The organism is Mycobacterium sp. THU-M104 (assembly GCF_049197365.1).
In the GTDB taxonomy this organism is placed as follows: Bacteria; Actinomycetota; Actinomycetes; order Mycobacteriales; family Mycobacteriaceae; genus Mycobacterium.
The window spans coordinates 1-14,982 of the sequence record NZ_JBMIOP010000144.1 but is presented as its reverse complement, the minus strand read 5'-3'; the positions used below and the strand labels follow the sequence as shown (position 1 = coordinate 14,982).

The window sequence follows — 14,982 nt, the reverse complement described above, 5'->3', positions numbered from 1 at the left end:
CTACAACCCCTCAACCCAATTGCTCAGCACGGCCGCGCCGGCATCCCCGCTCTTCTCGGGGTGAAACTGGGTGGCGCACAGCGCACCGTCCTCGACCGCGGCCAGAAAAGGCGCCCCGTGGGTGGCCCAGGTCGGCACCGCATCCCGGGTCCCCTCCCAGCGTTGTGCCGCGTAGGAGTGGACGAAGTAGAACCGGGTGTCGGCGTCCAGGCCCTGGAACAGCGCACTGCCCGGCGCGGCATTCACCACGTTCCAGCCCATGTGCGGGATCACCGGGGCGCGCAGCCGGATGACCTCCCCCGGCCATTGCCCGCAGCCCTTCGTCTGGACCCCGAACTCGATGCCGCGGGCGAATAGGATCTGCATGCCGACGCACACCCCCAGCACCGGACGGCCGCCCGCGACCCGCTCGGCGATGATGCGCCGGCCGCCGATCCTGCCCAGGCCGTTCATGCACGCCTCGAAGGCACCGACGCCGGGCACAACCAGCCCGTCGGCCGCCGCGGCGGCACCCGCGTCGGAAGTCACCTCGACCGACGCGCCGACCCGCTGCAGCGCGCGTTGCGCCGACCGCAGATTGCCCGAGCCGTAGTCCAGGACCACAACAGATGGCTTCGTCACAGAACGCCTTTGGTGGACGGCACACCCGACACCCGGGGATCGGGCTCGACGGCCTGGCGCAACGCGCGGGCAACGGCCTTGTACTGCGCCTCGGTGATGTGATGCGGGTCGCGCCCGTAGAGGACACGCACGTGCAGCGCGATGCGGGCGTTGGCGGCCAGCGACTCGAACACGTGCCGGTTGGCCACGGTGTGGTAGGGCACCGAGCTGCCCGCAATGGTGGTGCGCAACAGGTGATCCGGCTCCCCGGTGTGCACGCAGTAGGGCCGCCCGGACACGTCGACCGCGGCGTGGGCCAGCGTCTCGTCCATCGGGATGAACGCGTCCCCGAAGCGGCGGATGCCCCTCTTGTCGCCGAGCGCTTCGCGCAGCGCCTGGCCCAGCGCGATCGCGGTGTCCTCGATGGTGTGGTGCCCTTCGATCTCGACGTCGCCCTTGGTGCGCACGGTCAGGTCGAAGCTGGCGTGGCTGCCCAGCGCCGTGAGCATGTGGTCGTAGAACGGGACACCGGTGTCGACGTGGACCACACCGGTGCCGTCGAGGTCCAGTTCGATGACGATGTCGGATTCGCGGGTGCGACGCTCGATGCGCGCGCGGCGGGTTTTCCCAGCGTTCTCGGTCGCGGTCACGGTGCTCCTACGGGGGTGACGGGCGCCAGTTCGGTGGCGGCGATGTGGGCACTGGCCCGCAGAAACGCGTCGTTCTCCTCGGTAAGGCCCGTGGTGGCGCGCAGGTAGCCGGCGATGCCGACGTCGCGGATCAGCACGCCGGCGTCCAGGTAGCGCTGCCAGGCGCCCGGTGCGTCGGCGAACTCCCCGAACAGCACGAAGTTCGCGTCGCTCGGTATGACGCGGAAACCCATGGTGCGCAACGCTTTCGCCACACGCTCTCGCTCGGCGATCAGCGCCGCGACGCTGGCCAGCGTGTCGTCGGCGTGCCGCAGCGCGGCCCTCGCCGCGGCCTGGGTGACCGAGGACAGGTGGTAGGGCAACCGCACCAGCAGCAGCGCGTCGATCACCGCCGGTGTGGCGACCAGGTAGCCGAGCCTGCCGCCGGCGAAGGCGAACGCCTTGCTCATGGTGCGGGTGACGACCAGCCGCGTCGGGTACTCGGCGACCAGCGACACCGCGCTGGGCTGGGCGGAGAATTCACCGTAGGCCTCGTCGAGGATCAGGATGCCCGGCACCACGTCGAGCAGCCGCCGCAGGTCGCGCAGCGAGATGCTCTGTCCCGAAGGGTTGTTGGGGCTGGCGACGAACACCACGTCGGGTTTGTTCTCGGCGATCGCGGCGACCGCCGTGTCCAGGTCGAGGCTGAAGTCGTCGGCGCGGGGGGCCTCGATCCATTCGGTCTGCGTGCGGTGCGAGATGATCGGGTGCATCGAGTAGGAGGGGACGAACCCGATCGCGGCCCGGCCCGGCCCGCCGAAAGCCTGCAGCAGCTGCTGCAGGATCTCGTTGGAACCATTTGCCGCCCAGACGTTTTCGACCCCAAGCCGGATACCGGTCTGGGCGGTGAGATAACCGGCCAGGTCGCGGCGCAGCGCCACCGCGTCGCGGTCGGGGTAGCGGTGCAGTGCGGCGGCCGCCGCACCCACCGACCGCGTGACGTCCTCGACGAGCGCGGAGGTGGGCGGGTGCGGGTTCTCGTTGGTGTTGAGCCGCACCGGCACCTCCAATTGCGGCGCGCCGTAGGGCGATTTGCCCCGCAGGTCCTCGCGCAACGGCAGGTCCGCCAGGGTCGGTTGCCGCGCAGTCATCGCTCGAACCTCCGCCGTACCGCCACACCGTGCGCGGGCAGGTCCTCGGACTTGGCCAGCGTGACCACGTGCCCGGACACGTCCTTGAGGGCCGCCTCGGTGTAGTCGACGACATGGATGCCGCGCAGGAACGTCTGCACCGACAGGCCGCTGGAGTGCCGCGCACTGCCCGCCGTCGGCAGCACGTGGTTGGACCCGGCGCAGTAGTCGCCGAGGCTCACCGGCGCGTACGGACCCACGAAGATGGCCCCGGCCGAACGGATCCGCTCAGCCACCCGGGCCGCGTCGGCGGTCTGGATCTCCAGGTGTTCGGCGGCGTAGGCGTTGACGACGTCGACCCCGGCGTCCAGGTCGTCGACCAGGATGATCGCCGACTGGGGTCCGCCGAGGGCGGTCGTGACGCGGTGGCGGTGCACCGTGGTTTGCAGCTGGACGGCCAGTTCGGCGTCGGTGGCGTCGGCCAGGCCGGCGCTGGGGGTGACCAGCACGCTGGCGGCCATCTCGTCGTGTTCGGCCTGGCTGATCAGGTCGGCCGCCACGTGCGCCGGGTCAGCGGTGTGGTCGGCGAGGATGGCGATCTCGGTCGGCCCGGCTTCCGCGTCGATGCCCACCTGGGAGCGGCAGAGCCGCTTGGCGGCGGTGACATAGATGTTGCCGGGCCCGGTGATCATGTCCACCGGCGCCAGCTCGGACCCATCCGTGTCGGTGCCGCCGTAGGCCAGCAGCGCGACCGCCTGCGCGCCGCCCACGGCCCACACTTCGTCGACGCCCAGCAGCGCGGCCGCGGCCAGGATCGTCGGGTGCGGCAGGCCGTCAAAACGTACCTGCGGCGGGCTGGCGACGACCAGGGAGGCGACGCCGGCGGCCTGTGCGGGCACCACGTTCATCACCACGCTCGACGGGTATACCGCGTTGCCGCCGGGCACGTACAGGCCCACCCGCTCGACCGGGACCCACCGCTCGGTGACCGTCGCGCCCGGCCCCAGCGTGGTGGTCACGTCAGGGCGGCGCTGGTCGGCGTGCACGGCGCGGGTGCGCTCGATCATCACCGCCAGCGCGTCGCGGACCTCGGGCTCCAGGCCGGACAGCGCCGCCTCGAGCGCGGCGGCGGGCACCCGGACCGCCGCAGGCCGCACGTGGTCGAACGACGCTCCGTAGTCCAGCGCCGCCTGCGCGCCGCGCTCGGCGACGGTCGCCACGATCGGGCGAACCGTCGGAAGAACGGACTCCACGTCGGCGCCGCCGCGCGGCAGCGCCGCCCGCAGCCGGGCAGCCGTCAACTCCGTGCCCCGCAAGTCGATGCGGGCGATCACAGGTGCCGGCGTGGAAGTCACATCGCCCATTGTCCCAGAGCAACTCAAGTCGTTATCCGGCCGGTACAGTGCCGGTGAACACCCGCTTCGGAAAGGGAGCCGTAATGTCCGCAAAGGATCATCCCAACAACGCGCCGGGCGTCCCGATGGTGTTCCCGCCCTGGTTCGAGCGCTTCCAGATCAAATACTTCAACCCGGCGGTCAAGCCGTTCGCACGTTTTCTGCCCGCAACGGCGACCATCACGCATCGCGGGCGCACGTCCGGCAAGCCCTATGAGACCATCATCACGCCCTATCGCAAGGGAAACGTGCTGGCGATCGCGCTCGGCCACGGCAAGACCAACTGGGTCAAGAACGTGCTTGCCGCCGGCGAGGCCGACGTGCGGTTCAGCCGCAACCGCGTGGTGCACCTCACCAATACGCGGATCCTGCCGGCCGGTTACGAGGGGCCCGACGTCGAAAAGCTGCCGCGGATGGCGCGCATGCAGTTACGCCGGATCGGGGTGTTCGTCGGCGATATCGCCTAAGGCCGTGGGCTTTCCGCGCGTCGAAATATAAGCCAGCGCGAGGCGCATCGGCGTGTCGTGTGCGTGGTGTATGTGTCGCGACAGAGCGAGCGGGGCGGGACGGGGCCTGGGCGCGAGCCCTACATGTCCAGCCCGACGTCGAGCACGCGCACCGAATGGGTCAGCGCCCCGACTGCCAGGTAGTCCACCCCGGTCGCGGCGTAGGTCGCCGCGCTGTCGAGGCGCAGCCCCCCGGAGGACTCGAGCAACACCGTGGGCGCGCGGGAGTCGCGGCGCTGCACGGCCATCTGCGTCTGCCACACCGGGAAGTTGTCCAGCAGCACCAGCTCGGGCTTTTCGGCCAGCACCGCGTCGAGCTGCTCGAGCGAGTCCACTTCGACCTCGCAGGGCAGGTCGGGGGCCGCTGCTTGCACCGCGCGCAGCGCCTTGACCACCGATCCGGCGGCCACCACGTGGTTGTCCTTGATCAATGCGGCGTCGCCGAGGCCGAGCCGATGGTTGACGCCCCCGCCGGCCCGCACCGCGTATTTCTGCAGCAGCCGCAGGCCGGGCAGCGTTTTGCGGGTGTCGCGGATCTTGGCCTTGGTGCCTTCCACGGCCGCCACCCAGGCCGCGGTCGCGGTGGCGATCCCCGACAGGTGACAGATCAGGTTCAGCATGGTGCGCTCGGCGGTCAGCAGCCCACGGGTGGGCGCCCGCACGGTCAACAGCGCCTCCCCCGGCTGCACGCGGGCTCCGTCCTCGACGCGGTGCACCACCTCGTGGCCGCCGGCGCCGAGCACCTCGTCGAGCACCAGCAACGCGACGTCCACCCCGGCGAGCACGCCGGGCTCGCGGGTCACCATCGATGCGGTGGCCACCGCGTCGCCGGGAACCGTCGCCAGCGTCGTCACGTCGGGCCCGTAGCACAGATCCTCGTCGAGACCGCGCCGGACGATGTCCAAAGCGGCGGCCCGTTCGGCGTCGGACAGCATCGTCATCCCACCGTCGCCAGCGTTTCGACCAGCACCGACGTGCGATCTTCGGCCAGCCGCAGGACGCTGGAGCGGGCCCGCTCCGGCGTCGCGTCGGGGTATTCGGCGCGATGGTGGCAACCCCGGCTCTCGGTGCGGGCCAGGGCCGCGGCGGTGACCGCGCGGGCCGTCATCGTCAGTGCGGCGTCCTCGAAATCACGCCGACCCGCGATCCGACGCACCGGCGCCCCCGCCAAGATCTCGGACAGCCGCTGCAGCCCGGCCGCATCGCGCACGACCGCCGCGTCCCGGCTCATCGCGCACTGCAGGTCCTCGCGCCGCGGCGCGGCGTAGGTCAGCGGCTCCACCGCCGCAGCGCGAACCCGCCCGGCCGCCGACGCGTGCGTGGCCGCGGCCTTGCCGGCGCGGCCGCCGACCACCAGCCCTTCCAGCAGGCTGTTGGACGCCAACCGGTTGGCGCCGTGCATCCCGGTGCGGGCCACCTCGCCGGCCGCGAACAGCCCCGGCAACTCGGTCCGGCCGGACACGTCGGTGACGATCCCACCGCAGCTGTAGTGCGCCCCCGGGACGACCGGCATGGGCTGGCGGACCGGGTCGATGCCCGCGGCCCGGCACGCGGCGCTGACGGTCGGGAACCGGGCCTCGAAGCTCTCGATGCTGCGGGCGTCGAGTAGGACGTACGGGTCGCCGGTGGCCTTCATCCGGGCGTCTATGGCCGCCGCGACGATGTCGCGCGGTGCCAAATCCGCCATCGGGTGGACACCGGCCATGATCGCATTGCCCTGCCGGTCAAGCAGTGTCGCGCCCTCACCGCGGATGGCCTCGGTGACCAGCGGACGGCGCCCGCCCGTGCCGCCCCGGAACAGCATCGTCGGGTGGAACTGGATGAACTCGACGTCACTGACCGCGACCCCGGCCCACAACGCCAACGCGATCCCGTCGCCGGTCGACACGCTCGGGTTGGTGGTGGCGCCGTAGAGATGCCCGAGCCCGCCGCAGGCCAGGATCACCGACGGCGCGCTGATGATCCCGTGACCGTCCGGATTGCCCACCAACACCCCGGTGACCGCTTCTTCGCCCAGGGCGCCGTCGTGCAGCACGCGCAGGGCCACGTGGCCGGTGCGGATGTCCAGCACGGCCGCGGCGTGGTCGAGCGCGCGCTGCACCTCGGCGCCCGTGGCGTCGCCACCGGCGTGCACGATCCGGCGCCGGGAGTGCCCGCCCTCGCGTGTGAGCGCCCACCGGCCGGGGGCCGCTTCGTCGAATCGCGCTCCCTCACCGACCAATTCGGTCACGGCGCGGTAGCCGTCGGCCACGATCGAGGTGACCGCGTCGGGGTCGCACAGGCCGGCACCCGCGACCAGGGTGTCGGCGACGTGGGCGTCGATCGAATCGTCGTTGTCGGGCAGCACCACCGCGATGCCACCCTGGGCGTAGTGCGTCGCGGTCGTGCCGTGCGTCTGGTCGGCCTTGGACAGCACCACGACGCGGCGCCCGGAGCGCTGGGCGGCCAGGGCCGCGGCCAATCCGCCGACGCCGGTGCCGATGACGACGACGTCGGCGCTGTCCGTCCACGCCGCAGCGGCGGTCATTCCCCGCCGCCCGGCTGCCCGATTTCGATCATGCGCTGCACGCTGCGCCGCGCCGCCGCGGCGATGTCGGGGTCGACATCGACCTCGTCGGCACCCTCCACCAGGCAGCGCAACACGGCCGCGGGGGTGATCATCTTCATGTAGCGGCACGATGCGCGGTCGTTGACCGCCTGGAAGTCCACGTGCGGTGCCGCCCGGCGCAGTTGGTAGAGCATGCCGACCTCGGTGGCGACCAGCACCTTGCGGGCCCGCGTGACATTGGCGGCATCCAGCATGCCGCCGGTGGACAAGATCTTCACCCGGTCCGCGGGAAAAGCACCCTCACCCGCGAGGTACAACGCCGATGTCGCGCAACCGCATTCGGGATGCACGTACAGCTCGGCGTCGGGGTTCGCGCGGGCCCTCTCGGCCAGTTCGTCGCCGTTGATGCCGGCGTGCACGTGGCACTCGCCGGCCCACACGTGCAGGTTGGTTCGCCCGGTGACGCGGCGGACGTGCGCGCCCAGGAATTGGTCGGGGCAGAACAGCACCTCGCGGTCGGGATCGATGGAGGCGACGACGTCGACGGCATTGGACGACGTGCAGCAGATGTCGGTGAGCGCCTTGACCGCCGCGCTGGCGTTGACGTAGGAGACGACGACGGCGCCGGGGTGTTCGTCCTTCCAGGCGCGCAGGTCGTCGGGGGTGATGGAGTCGGCCAGCGAGCACCCGGCCCGCTGGTCGGGAATGAGCACGGTCTTGTCCGGGCTGAGGATCTTGGCGGTCTCGGCCATGAAGTGCACGCCGCAGAACACGATGGTGTCCTCGGGCGCCTCGGCGGCGATCCGCGACAGTGCCAGCGAGTCGCCGACGTGGTCGGCCACGTCCTGGATGGCCGGCAGCTGATAGTTGTGCGCGAGGAGGGTGGCGTTGCGCGCCGTGGCCAGTCGGCGGATCTCGGCGGCCCACTGCTCGTCGGCGTCCACCCCGGTGTAGCCGGAGGGCGAATCGGTGACGCCGGTGGCCTGGTTTTCCGCGAACGTGTCCATGCCTTTCAGCACCGTCACGGCGGCTCCTTTCGGCTAGGAGGTTTTCGACTTAGAATCGAAAACATGTCCCATGGTAACACCGCGCACGAAGTGCTCGCCGTCGTGTTCCAGGTTCGCCCGGGGGCCGAGCCGGTGAAGGCGGGGGTTCGAAAAGAGAAACCGCAGCTTAACGTGCTGTTATGGCAGCGGGCCAAGGATCCGCAAAAAGGTGCCTGGTCGCTGCCGGGCGGGCGGCTGCGCAATGACGAGGACATGACGACCTCGGTCCGGCGCCAACTCGCCGAGAAGGTCGACCTGCGCGAGCTGGCACATCTCGAGCAGCTGGCGGTCTTCTCCGACCCGCACCGGGTGCCCGGTAACACCCGCAGGATCGCGTCGACGTACCTGGGCTTGGTTCCCCTCCCCGCCACTCCCGAGCTGCCCCCGGACACCCGCTGGCACCCCGTGAGTTCGCTGCCGCCGATGGCCTTCGACCACGGCCCGATGGTGACCCACGCCCGCACCCGGCTGGTGGCCAAGATGTCCTACACGAACATCGGGTTTGCCCTGGCGCCCACGGAGTTCGCGCTCTCGACGCTGCGCGACATCTACGGCGCCACCCTGGGCCACCCGGTAGACGCGACGAACCTGCAGCGGGTCCTGGTCCGGCGCGGGGTCATCACCCAGACAGGTTCCATCGCGCAGTCGGGGCGTAGCGGCGGGCGGCCCGCGTCCCTCTACCACTTCGTCGACTCCCGGCTCCGGATCACCGACGAGTTCGCCGCGTTCCGTCCGCCCGGCCAGCCGTGAAGGTTTAGTCCCGCGCGAGCCTGGTCACACTACGGCGGTTACGTTGTGGTTACCACCCGTTCATACGCGACAATGCCGGTTGGCCAAGAAGGGATCCCTCATGGTTGAACTCGGCAATCTGGCGGATGCACATGGCGCGGAGTGGATCGGCCGGCCGCCACACGAGGAATTGCAGCGCAACGTGCGCCCGCTGCTGCCCGCTGACGACCCCTTCTACCAGCCTCCACTGGGTTATCGGCATTCCCGGCCGGGCACCGTGCTGCGCTCACGCGACGTCGAGCTGGCGTTTCTGGGCCTGATCCCGCAGGCCGTCAAAGCCGTCCAGCTGCTCTACCGGACGACCGATCTGAACGGCGAGCCGGAGGCGACCGCGACCACCGTGATCGTGCCGGCCGAGCTCGCTCCCGGGCAGGCCTGCGCACTGCTGTCCTATCAATGTGCGATCGACGCCGTGTCGTCACGCTGCTTCCCGTCCTATGCGCTGCGGCGCCGGGCCAGGGCGCTCGGGTCCATCGGCCAGCTCGAACTGTTTCTGATCGCCGCCGCCGTCGCCGAGGGATGGGCGATTTCGGTGCCCGACCACGAGGGCCTCAAGGGCCGGTGGGGCGCGCCCTACGAACCCGGCTATCGCGTCCTGGACGGCATCAGGGCCGCACTGGGTTCGGACCGGCTCGGGCTGTCACCGGCCGCGCCGATCGGGCTGTGGGGCTACTCCGGCGGCGGACTGGCCAGCGCATGGGCCGCCGAGATGTGTGCCGAGTACGCACCTGAACTCGATATCGTCGGTGCGGTGCTGGGCTCACCCGTCGGCGATCTGGGCAACACCTTCCGCAGGCTCAACGGCAGCTTCCTGTCGGGCCTGCCCGCGCTGGTGGTGGCCGCGCTCGCCCACACCTATCCAGACCTGGACCGCGTCATCACCGAGCACGCCAGCACGGAAGGCCTCGCCGTGCTGGAGTCGCTCGAGAAGATGACGACGATGAAAGCCATCGTCGCGATGGCGGGCAAGGACATGGGCGACTACCTCGACAAACCACTCGAGGACGTCCTGTCGACTCCCGAGGTCAGCTACGTCTTCGACCAGATCAAGCTCGGCGCCGCGGTGCCGGCGCCGCCGGTGCTGCTGGTGCAGGCCGTGCATGACTACTTGATCGACGTCGAGGACATCGACGTGCTCGCCGACGCCTACTCCGCCGGCGGAGCCCGGGTCACCTACCACCGGGACGCGTTCAACGAGCACATGCTCCTGCACCCGCTGTCGGCCCCGATGACGCTGCGCTGGCTCACCGACCGGTTCAACGGCCGGCCGCTGACCGAGCACCTCATCCGGACGACGTGGCCGACGATGTTCAACCCGATGACCTATGTCGGAATGGCCCGGCTGGCCAGGATCGCCGCGAAGGTCGTCTTCGGCAGGAAGATCCACCGTCGTCCGCTATGACACGGCTGTGTCCGTGGATCCTCCCGCGCCCACCGGCAGCGGATCGGCGGGCCGGTGGGCCGCCGGCGAAGCGCCCAGGTCGTCGCGAGTGTGCGCCGCCGCCATCAGGGCGTAGACCAGTGTGGCGATGGCCGCGGGCCACAGCAGCGTCGCCGCCACCTGTAGCGGCCCGTGGGAGAAGAACACCGGCGGCGCCTCGACCACGTAGGCCACCGCCGGGCTCCCAGACAGCGGTATGGCGTCGAAGTCCATCTCTCCGTAGCGCAGTCTGACCAGCACTGCGCCCACGGCGCAGGCCACGGCCGCGGTGGCCAGCATCCCGACGAACAGCCCGACGACCATTCCCGGACCGCGCCGGCGGCGCCACTGCCACCCCAGCACGGCCGTCACGACCGCCAGCGCGGTCAGCAGGCCCAGTAGCAGGCACGGGTCGTCGAAGAAGTGCTCGGATTCGGTGCCCAGATACTCGTGGACGCGCTCGCCGGCCCGGGTCTTGGCCACCACCGCGTGGATGGGCGCGGCAATCCACGCCCACAGCGCGCCCAGCAACGTCCCGGTCAACGACAACGCCAGCGCCGCGCCGGCGAACACTCGCCCACGACCGTTCACCGCCGGCCCTCCAGGTTCGAGGAATCCACGTGTCCGTGCCGCGAGCAGTGTGCCCGCCAGCCGTCCGGACGGACCTGCACCACCATGCGGCGTCCGCACTCGGCGCAAAACCGTGGCGGCTCAAGGCCCTGCTGGGCCGCGGTCGGCACCACGGTCCCCCCTAACTCCCCGGTGTAGACGTTGTAGATGCCGCCGCTGACCGGCACGCCCAGATCCTCGGCCACAATTGCCTATTCCTACAGGCTGGCGTTGAGCGCCTTGATCGGCATCTGCAAGTCGCCGAGCAATTCCAGGTCGGCTTCGGCGGGACGGCCGAGGGTGGTCAGGTAGTTCCCGACGATCACGGCGTTGATACCGCCCAGGATGCCCTGCTTGGCGCCCAGGTCGCCCAAGGTGATCTCGCGGCCGCCGGCGAAGCGCAGGATGGTACGCGGCAAGGCCAGCCGGAAGGCGGCCACCGACTTCAGCGCCTCGCCGGCCGGCAGCACCTCCAAGTCCCCGAACGGCGTGCCGGGCCGGGGGTTGAGGAAGTTCAGCGGGACCTCGTCGGGATCCAGTTCGGCCAGTTCGGCGGCAAATTCGGCGCGCTGCTCGAGGGTTTCCCCCATGCCGAGGATGCCGCCGCAGCACACCTGGATGCCGGCGTCGCGCACCATCGACAACGTCTGCCAGCGTTCTTCCCAGGTATGGGTGGTGACGACGTTGGCGAAGAACGACCGCGCGGTCTCGAGGTTGTGGTTGTAGCGATGCACCCCCATCGCCTCGAGCTGCTCGACCTGCTCGGGGGTCAGCATCCCCAGCGAGCAGGCGATGTTGATCTCGACCTCGGCGCGGATCGCTTCGATGCCCGCGGCGACCTGCGCCATCAGGCGTTCGTCGGGTCCGCGGACCGCGGCGACGATGCAGAACTCGGTGGCACCCGACTTGGCGGTCTGTTTGGCCGCCTCGACCAGGCTGGGGATGTCGAGGCGGGCGCTGCGCACGGGCGATGCGAAGAGGCCCGACTGGGAGCAGAAGTGGCAGTCCTCGGGGCAGCCGCCGGTTTTCAGGCTGATGATGCCCTCTACCTCGACCTCCGGGCCGCACCAGCGCATCCGCACCGCGTGGGCCAGCGCCAGCAGCTCGTCGAGCCGGTCGTCAGGCAGCCGCAGCACCGCCAGCACCTGCTCACGGCTCAGCCCCTCACCGCGCTCCAGAACCTGCCGGCGGGCCTCCGCGAGAATGTCGGCCGGAATGTCGGTGTCCTGGCTTCCGGTGCTTGGCCGAGCCGCCGCCTGAGTCACCCAGTGCTCCTTTACGCCGTGTACGAGTCCGCGTTCACGTTAGGTTAGCGGCCTGCACCGACCAAACTGCGGTCAGCCGATCGGGTGTTCGGCGCGCTTGGCGCCGTCCCAGCGGCGCAGGCCCGCGAACTGGCCGTCGATCTGACGCGGCCGGCCCGCGATGCGCAGCGCCCGGCTCAGCTGGGCGCCGCCGACGCGGCGGGCCAGCGTGACGTGCGGGGTCCATTGGCCGGGCAGGCTGTTGGGCATCGGCGACGACGCCAGGTGCGGACCGCATAGCCGGTGTGCCTCGGCGTGCAGGGCCAGCAGTTCGCTCGTCGGCACCACGAGCCGCGCGAACACCACGTTGTCCCGGCCGAACAGCACCGGCGCCCCGATGGTGGCCGGCAGCGGCAGCCGCGCGACCAGCGGGCACAGCAGTTCGTCGACGTCGTTATCGATCCGTTCGGCGACGGCCAGCGTGACGTGCGGGCGGCTGGCCGGCGCCTGGCTGGGGATTTCCGCGGCGGCCAGCCGCTCCCAAATGCGACGGACGGCCGCCTCGGTATCGTGGTCGAAGACCAGCTCGATCGAGTGCACCATCAGCGGAGCAACCCGGTCACCCAGTCGCGGTCGAAGGCCGCCGCGCTCATCTCCGCGAACTGCGCGCGGTCCAGCTTGCCGGCCCCGGCGGGCAGCGCGGCGCGCACCGGGGCCATCCCGGCCAGCGCGGTACGGTTCGAGGCCTCCACCACGCCGGGCCGCGCCGGCCAGCTGCCGATCACCAGGCCGATACACGAAACTCCCTTGGCGGCAAGGGCTTCCAGGGTGAGCGCAGTGTGGTTGAGGGTGCCCAGCCCGGCTGCGACGGCGACCAGCGCCGCGGCGCCGAGGTCGACGGCCAGGTCGCGCACCGTGACGCCCCCCTCGGCGAGTTCGACCAGCAGCCCTCCCGCGCCCTCGACCAGGGTCAGCCCGCCGGGGCGGTCCAGGCCGCCGATCAGCTCGCGGAGTTGCGCACGGGTGGGCAGCGCCTTGCCGGCGGCCTCGGCGGCGGCGGCCGGCGCCAGCGGCTGCGGATAACTCGCGCCGCCGGCGACCTCGGTGACTCCCGACAGCCGCGCCGCCTCGGCGAGGTCGTCGTCGCCGCAGTCGGTGCCGGTCTGGACGGGCTTGCACACCGCCACCTCGATACCGGCCAAGCGGGCATGGCAGGCCAGCGCCGCGGTGACGATGGTCTTCCCGACGCCGGTGCCGGTACCGGTGACGAACAGGACGGTCAATGGCGGGCCACGGCGAGCACGTCGGTCAGCACGCGGCGCGCAAGCGCCAGCTCGTCGGCGTCCAGCGACGCGCGCGCGGTCAACCGCAGCCGCGACGTCCCGGCAGGGACGGTCGGAGGCCGGAAGCAGCCAACCTTCACGCCGGCGTCCAGGCTGGCCGCCGCGGCGGCCAGCGCCACCTCGGGCTCGCCCAGGATCACCGACACCACCGCCGATTGCGGCACCTCGGGCACCACGCAGATCCGGGCCAGTTCCCGGGCGTGCCGCAGCACCGCGTCCGGCCGCCACGGTTCGGCGCGCAACACGCGCAGCGCAGCCAGCGCGGCGCCCACGGCCGACGGTGCCAGGCCGGTGTCGAAGATGAACGTTCGCGCGGCGTCGACCAGATGAGCACGCACCGCCGGCGGCCCCAGCACCGCGCCGCCCTGGCTGCCCAGCGCCTTGGACAGCGTCGTGGTCATCACCACGTCGGGCGCGCCGGCCAGCCCGACTTCGTGCAGCAGCCCGCGACCCGCGTCGCGCACGCCCAGGCCGTGTGCCTCGTCGACGATGAGCAGCGCACCATGACGCCGGCACGCCCCGTGCAGCTCCCGGAGCGGGGCCAGCGCGCCGTCGGCGCTGAAGACCGATTCGGTGATGACAAGGGCCCGCTCCTCGTCGCGCGTTGCCAGGGCCGCGTCGACGGCGTCGACGTCGCGGTGCGGTGTCACCACCACCCGCGCGCGCGACAGCCGGCAGGCATCCACCAGCGACGCGTGCGAATAGGCGTCGGAGACCAGCAGCGAACCCGGCCCGGACAGGCCGACGACAGCGCCCAGATTGGCCGTGTATCCCGAAGAGAACACCAAACCAGCGGCGGCACCGACGTATTCGGCGAGTTCGGATTCGAATTGCTGATGGAGCTCAGTGTCTCCGGTGACCAGGCGCGAACCGGTCGCCCCCGCGCCCCACATGCGCAACGCTACGACACCGCCGTCGATCACGTCGGGATGCTGGGACAGCCCGAGATAATCGTTGGACGCCAGGTCGAGTTCAGTGACGACGGCCGCACGCGGCACCAGCGAGCGACGTAGCCCGGCCTCTCGGCGCTTTTGCTCCACCTCATCCAGCCAGGCCAGCGGAGAAGTCTCGATCGGTGCCTGCCGGCGGGCGTTCATGGACCTAGAGCCTACGAGACCGTCGGAGAGCCCGACCATCGTGGAGATGATCTGCGGAATTCCCGACGAAGCCCACCCCCCGGGAGTTGCCTGCCGCGATCGCCCGGCGGCTGGGCCGTGTTGCTCGACGGCCGACGGTCGCGCGCGAGCGACTCCGCTACGGTGAGATGAGCTCGCCGGAGCCGCCGGCGGTTCCGCCGGAGCCGCCTGCCGCGCCACCGCTCCCGACGGTGGCATTCCCCGCAGTGATCGCAAAGGCGTTGCCGCCAGTACCACCGTCGCCGCCGGTAGGACCGGTGCCGCCGGCGCCGCCGGCGCCGCCGTACGCGAGGCCGGTGCTCAAGAAGTTGTAGCCGGTCCCGCCCGTTCCCCCGGTACCGCCGACGGTGGCACCGCTGCCGCCCACACCGCCGACGCCGCCGGTCGTGGTCCCCCAGTCGGCGGGGTACTTCAACAGGCCGTCAAAGGTGTCAACGAAGTTGTAGGGCCCCATGACCGCGGTGCCGCCGTTCCCGCCGTTCCCGCCGGCGTCGACCGTGCCGGCGCCGCCCACTCCGCCGGCCCCGCCGGTGGCGGTTCCCCACCCCAGGTTGAACGCCACACCGCCGGCACCGCCGTCACCACCGG

Annotated in this window: 16 protein-coding genes and 1 pseudogene; 3 read left to right on the top strand and 14 right to left on the bottom strand. The window is 71.1% G+C overall.

The genetic code is table 11. The features are described 5' to 3' along the window. From hisH to hisD, 4 genes are read right to left on the bottom strand one after another with little or no spacing between them, the layout of a single operon-like run. Entirely contained in the window at positions 1 to 621 is a 621-nt protein-coding gene (gene hisH / locus ACOJVU_RS12135; RefSeq protein ID WP_421529999.1) for an imidazole glycerol phosphate synthase subunit HisH, read from the bottom strand. Beyond that, entirely contained in the window at positions 618 to 1,250 is a 633-nt protein-coding gene (hisB, locus tag ACOJVU_RS12130) for an imidazoleglycerol-phosphate dehydratase HisB (RefSeq protein WP_421529998.1), read from the bottom strand. The genes hisH and hisB overlap by 4 nt, the downstream gene beginning before the upstream one ends. Beyond that, complete coding sequence (locus tag ACOJVU_RS12125; protein WP_421529997.1) at positions 1,247 to 2,380, bottom strand: histidinol-phosphate transaminase; 1,134 nt, start codon at positions 2,378 to 2,380, stop codon at positions 1,247 to 1,249. The genes hisB and ACOJVU_RS12125 overlap by 4 nt, the downstream gene beginning before the upstream one ends. After that, positions 2,377 to 3,693 (bottom strand): histidinol dehydrogenase, encoded by a 1,317-nt coding sequence (gene hisD / locus ACOJVU_RS12120; RefSeq protein WP_421530026.1) that lies wholly within the window; start codon positions 3,691 to 3,693, stop codon positions 2,377 to 2,379. Before hisD ends, ACOJVU_RS12125 begins: the two co-directional genes overlap by 4 nt. A 104-nt stretch (positions 3,694 to 3,797) precedes the next feature. Between hisD and ACOJVU_RS12115 the strand changes: the two genes are divergently transcribed. Further along, entirely contained in the window at positions 3,798 to 4,220 is a 423-nt protein-coding gene (locus tag ACOJVU_RS12115; RefSeq protein WP_421530025.1) for a nitroreductase family deazaflavin-dependent oxidoreductase, read from the top strand. A 119-nt stretch (positions 4,221 to 4,339) separates the two neighbouring features. Here the strand turns inward: ACOJVU_RS12115 and nadC are convergent, their stop codons facing one another. The 3 genes from nadC to nadA are packed head-to-tail and all read right to left on the bottom strand — an operon-like array spanning position 4,340 to position 7,832. Further along, positions 4,340 to 5,200 (bottom strand): carboxylating nicotinate-nucleotide diphosphorylase, encoded by an 861-nt coding sequence (gene nadC / locus ACOJVU_RS12110; RefSeq protein WP_421529996.1) that lies wholly within the window; start codon positions 5,198 to 5,200, stop codon positions 4,340 to 4,342. Further along, positions 5,197 to 6,786 (bottom strand): L-aspartate oxidase, encoded by a 1,590-nt coding sequence (locus tag ACOJVU_RS12105; protein WP_421529995.1) that lies wholly within the window; start codon positions 6,784 to 6,786, stop codon positions 5,197 to 5,199. The genes nadC and ACOJVU_RS12105 overlap by 4 nt, the downstream gene beginning before the upstream one ends. After that, positions 6,783 to 7,832, bottom strand: a complete 1,050-nt coding sequence (nadA, locus tag ACOJVU_RS12100; protein ID WP_421529994.1) for a quinolinate synthase NadA — start codon at positions 7,830 to 7,832, stop codon at positions 6,783 to 6,785. The genes ACOJVU_RS12105 and nadA overlap by 4 nt, the downstream gene beginning before the upstream one ends. Before the next feature lie 45 nt (positions 7,833 to 7,877). Between nadA and ACOJVU_RS12095 the strand changes: the two genes are divergently transcribed. Together ACOJVU_RS12095 and ACOJVU_RS12090 are read left to right on the top strand one after the other, a co-directional pair. Then, complete coding sequence (locus ACOJVU_RS12095; RefSeq protein ID WP_421529993.1) at positions 7,878 to 8,603, top strand: NUDIX hydrolase; 726 nt, start codon at positions 7,878 to 7,880, stop codon at positions 8,601 to 8,603. A gap of 100 nt (positions 8,604 to 8,703) precedes the next feature. Then, positions 8,704 to 10,044 (top strand): lipase family protein, encoded by a 1,341-nt coding sequence (locus ACOJVU_RS12090; RefSeq protein ID WP_421529992.1) that lies wholly within the window; start codon positions 8,704 to 8,706, stop codon positions 10,042 to 10,044. Here the strand turns inward: ACOJVU_RS12090 and ACOJVU_RS12085 are convergent. The 7 genes and pseudogenes from ACOJVU_RS12085 to ACOJVU_RS12055 form a co-directional block, all read right to left on the bottom strand. Then, positions 10,039 to 10,653, bottom strand: coding sequence for a DUF2567 domain-containing protein (locus ACOJVU_RS12085; protein WP_421529991.1), 615 nt, complete (start codon positions 10,651 to 10,653; stop codon positions 10,039 to 10,041). The two genes, ACOJVU_RS12090 and ACOJVU_RS12085, sit on opposite strands and share 6 nt — an antisense overlap. Next, the gene (locus ACOJVU_RS12080; protein ID WP_421529990.1) at positions 10,650 to 10,877 is read right to left on the bottom strand and encodes a hypothetical protein; all 228 of its coding nucleotides are present in this window, start codon (positions 10,875 to 10,877) and stop codon (positions 10,650 to 10,652) included. The genes ACOJVU_RS12085 and ACOJVU_RS12080 overlap by 4 nt, the downstream gene beginning before the upstream one ends. A gap of 12 nt (positions 10,878 to 10,889) precedes the next feature. Further along, entirely contained in the window at positions 10,890 to 11,936 is a 1,047-nt protein-coding gene (gene bioB, locus ACOJVU_RS12075) for a biotin synthase BioB (protein WP_421529989.1), read from the bottom strand. Positions 11,937 to 12,008: 72 nt separating this feature from the next. Then, positions 12,009 to 12,518 (bottom strand): 2'-5' RNA ligase family protein, encoded by a 510-nt coding sequence (locus ACOJVU_RS12070; protein WP_421529988.1) that lies wholly within the window; start codon positions 12,516 to 12,518, stop codon positions 12,009 to 12,011. Further along, positions 12,518 to 13,198 carry a dethiobiotin synthase gene (gene bioD, locus ACOJVU_RS12065; RefSeq protein WP_421529987.1) on the bottom strand — a complete coding sequence of 227 codons (681 nt, stop codon included), beginning with the start codon at positions 13,196 to 13,198 and terminating at the stop codon, positions 12,518 to 12,520. Before bioD ends, ACOJVU_RS12070 begins: the two co-directional genes overlap by 1 nt. Beyond that, entirely contained in the window at positions 13,195 to 14,355 is a 1,161-nt protein-coding gene (locus ACOJVU_RS12060; protein ID WP_421529986.1) for an 8-amino-7-oxononanoate synthase, read from the bottom strand. Before ACOJVU_RS12060 ends, bioD begins: the two co-directional genes overlap by 4 nt. 157 nt (positions 14,356 to 14,512) lie before the next feature. Then, a pseudogene (locus ACOJVU_RS12055) lies at positions 14,513 to 14,982 on the bottom strand (PE-PGRS family protein); the annotation flags it as partial.

Bases quoted from the DNA above. Each gene is read 5' to 3' on its own strand.
- ACOJVU_RS12090 (WP_421529992.1), top strand. From the start codon at position 8,704: ATGGTTGAACTCGGCAATCTGGCGGATGCACATGGCGCGGAGTGGATC.
- ACOJVU_RS12070 (WP_421529988.1), bottom strand. From the start codon at position 12,518: ATGGTGCACTCGATCGAGCTGGTCTTCGACCACGATACCGAGGCGGCC.
- nadC (WP_421529996.1), bottom strand. From the start codon at position 5,200: ATGACGATGCTGTCCGACGCCGAACGGGCCGCCGCTTTGGACATCGTC.
- ACOJVU_RS12125 (WP_421529997.1), bottom strand. From the start codon at position 2,380: ATGACTGCGCGGCAACCGACCCTGGCGGACCTGCCGTTGCGCGAGGAC.
- ACOJVU_RS12095 (WP_421529993.1), top strand. From the start codon at position 7,878: ATGTCCCATGGTAACACCGCGCACGAAGTGCTCGCCGTCGTGTTCCAG.
- ACOJVU_RS12060 (WP_421529986.1), bottom strand. From the start codon at position 14,355: ATGAACGCCCGCCGGCAGGCACCGATCGAGACTTCTCCGCTGGCCTGG.
- ACOJVU_RS12115 (WP_421530025.1), top strand. From the start codon at position 3,798: ATGTCCGCAAAGGATCATCCCAACAACGCGCCGGGCGTCCCGATGGTG.
- ACOJVU_RS12105 (WP_421529995.1), bottom strand. From the start codon at position 6,786: ATGACCGCCGCTGCGGCGTGGACGGACAGCGCCGACGTCGTCGTCATC.